Raw genomic sequence first — 2,311 nt, forward strand, 5'->3', positions numbered from 1 at the left:
TAACCATTTAATACATGACCGGAGTGGGCAGCTATTAAAAAAAGCCGGAAGATCACGTGGATCTTTCCGGTTTTTTAATACAATTATGATGCACTTATGCGCGAATCCAATAATAATAAGAATATTCTGGTACATCTTTAATAAGACGACGAACCAGTGATTTTTTATTTATAAGGATTCCATGATGAATAATCACCAATATATATTTCGTTTAATTTTAAATCCAATGGGATATCAGATATATTATCAGCTATTTCATCAAAAGGAGATGGTAATACGAACAAAAAACCAAAATCATCATCTATAATGATAGAGCCATTAAATATTCTCTGACGCTTTGTAAGATTAATCATATCTCCCATTAATTGACCTGTGTACAATCGGTTTTCATATAAACCTTTATAATTTTCGTTACATCCTATGGAGAATATATTTCCATAGCAATCGGTTGATATAGTTAGGGTTTCATCAAGAATATATGCATATCTCTTACTATTATCTGGCAAGCAATATTCTTTATACTCTACACTAAAATTAGAATAAATTTCATTTATATAGCCGGAAATATCACTATTCAACAATACATTACCAATTGAATGGGATGATATTATTTCCGCAGAAAAATTTAACATGTCTACATTCCTACATTCCTACATTCCTACATTCCTACATTCCTACATTCCTACATTTACTAAAATACGGTCAACATATACTGGAGAGTCTTTTATTAGGTCATAATTTTTAAAATCTCCATGACCTATACGCCCGAATACTACATCTTCACCTTTATCATTAACTTTATATACTTTCCAATAGTCATTTCCATGAATATTTGGCTGCTTAGCATTACCTCCAGGGTGATAATCTAACTTATACGTAGTGCCAGATTTAGTTGTTTTAACATATTGTATATGCTGAATGGCATCTGGTCTTCCTGCCTGAGGATAAGTCTTTGTCCAACCTTTCGATGTTAAAAACCCATCAACTTCATCAGGGGTTTTACCAGTTAATCTATCCACCCATCTTTTAGTTGTTTTGTCTTTTTGAGCAAAACAGCATTTTAAACCTAACGGGTCGATCCAACTGGTTGGGTTAAGGACGTATGAATAGGGATTAAAACCACCTTGTAGGCCAATCGGATCGGGCGTCAGGTACACGCTGGCCACCGGCGAAAAATATCTGTACCGATTGTAGACCAGCCCGCTCTCTTCATCGAGCCACTGGCCGGCGAAGGGGCATCATCCCCGACGCCGTCATACCCCCAGAGCGATGCCAACCCGCGCAGGGCAAGGCTTTCAGGATAGCAGATTACGCCCATTTTTCCCCGATCACTTTTTTGACCCCGACGTGCACTTTCAGATTGTTTTCATCGGCAACGGGCGAACGTTGTCCGGCTTGCCGGACGGCGGGCGGCAGAGAGCCTGCAAGCGGCGCCCCTGTGCACCGTGGGTTACGCCATGCCCCGTTTTGTTGCCAGCGCCGAACCCAACAGGGAAGCCCCCTGCGGGGGCTGCACGGGGCGGAGATGGCGAGCACGGCAACGAGCAAGGAGCGTAGCGACTGCGAGCCGCGCGCAGCCAGTGCAGCGGGGTCGGGGCGGGGGAGGTAAACATGGAGGCCGCAGGCCGACCAACCTACAGGGTTGTTTGCCTGAGCGATGCAGGGCAGCTAAAGGAGAAGTGGGGTTGGCCAGACGAGTGCGCGGCGTTCAGGGTCGGCGCGGTGTTGGCCAGGGACTGGCTCAGAAGGTTAGAGCATAAGGCGCAGCCTTGTGCGGCGGCACCCTTGCGATGCCAATCAGCGGGGGCGCAGACATAATGTTAATTAGGCGATGCGCGCCGCTTTGCGGTGTGCTTGACTGGCACGGGCATGAACGGCGAGTTTCGCCTAATTCCCCGACATTATGTTGAGTGGGCTTTGGGCGGCCTGCCTATTCTTAACGGGGACACGACTGCTCAGGCCGCCCATTGCCCACGTACCCCCGCAGACGCCGATGCCGACGGGCAGTCCGCCCCCGCACCGCTCCCAGCGAACTCAACGGGGAGGATCGGGCTGTCCGGTGCGTCAGGGGTTCGGTTCGGTGTCCGGCTTTGCCGGGTGGTCACGCTCTGCCGGGTGCGTCTGCTGATGCACTTCCTTCAAATGACCGATGGCCACGCGTGTATAAATTTGCGTCGTTTCCAGACTGACATGCCCCAGTATGGCCTGGATATGCCGCGTATCTGCGCCATTCTCCAGCATCTGCGTCGCCATCGCATGGCGGAACAGGTGACACCCGCCCGGTTTTTCCACTTCGGCACGATGCAGGGCA

At 48.2% G+C, this 2,311-nt stretch carries 3 protein-coding genes and 1 pseudogene; 1 reads left to right on the forward strand and 3 read right to left on the reverse strand.

Annotation, left to right across the window (positions count from 1 at the left end):
* Positions 1-164 precede the first annotated feature (164 nt).
* A complete protein-coding gene (locus H8A87_RS19430; RefSeq protein ID WP_198691522.1) occupies positions 165-632 on the reverse strand; it encodes a hypothetical protein in 468 nt (155 codons plus the stop codon).
* Between the two features lie 42 nt (positions 633-674).
* Positions 675-1,220: pseudogene (locus tag H8A87_RS20120) on the reverse strand (RHS repeat-associated core domain-containing protein); the annotation flags it as partial.
* A 49-nt stretch (positions 1,221-1,269) separates the two neighbouring features.
* Between H8A87_RS20120 and H8A87_RS19445 the strand changes: the two are divergent.
* Positions 1,270-1,557 carry a hypothetical protein gene (locus tag H8A87_RS19445; RefSeq protein WP_198691525.1) on the forward strand — a complete coding sequence of 96 codons (288 nt, stop codon included), beginning with the start codon at positions 1,270-1,272 and terminating at the stop codon, positions 1,555-1,557.
* A 507-nt stretch (positions 1,558-2,064) separates the two neighbouring features.
* On the opposite strand, the gene H8A87_RS19450 is transcribed toward H8A87_RS19445, so the two are convergent.
* Positions 2,065-2,311: tyrosine-type recombinase/integrase (locus tag H8A87_RS19450; RefSeq protein WP_198691523.1), on the reverse strand; the 247-nt coding region annotated here is incomplete at its 5' end.

This window comes from Xenorhabdus lircayensis, from assembly GCF_016306625.1.
Taxonomy (GTDB): domain Bacteria; phylum Pseudomonadota; class Gammaproteobacteria; order Enterobacterales; family Enterobacteriaceae; genus Xenorhabdus; species Xenorhabdus lircayensis.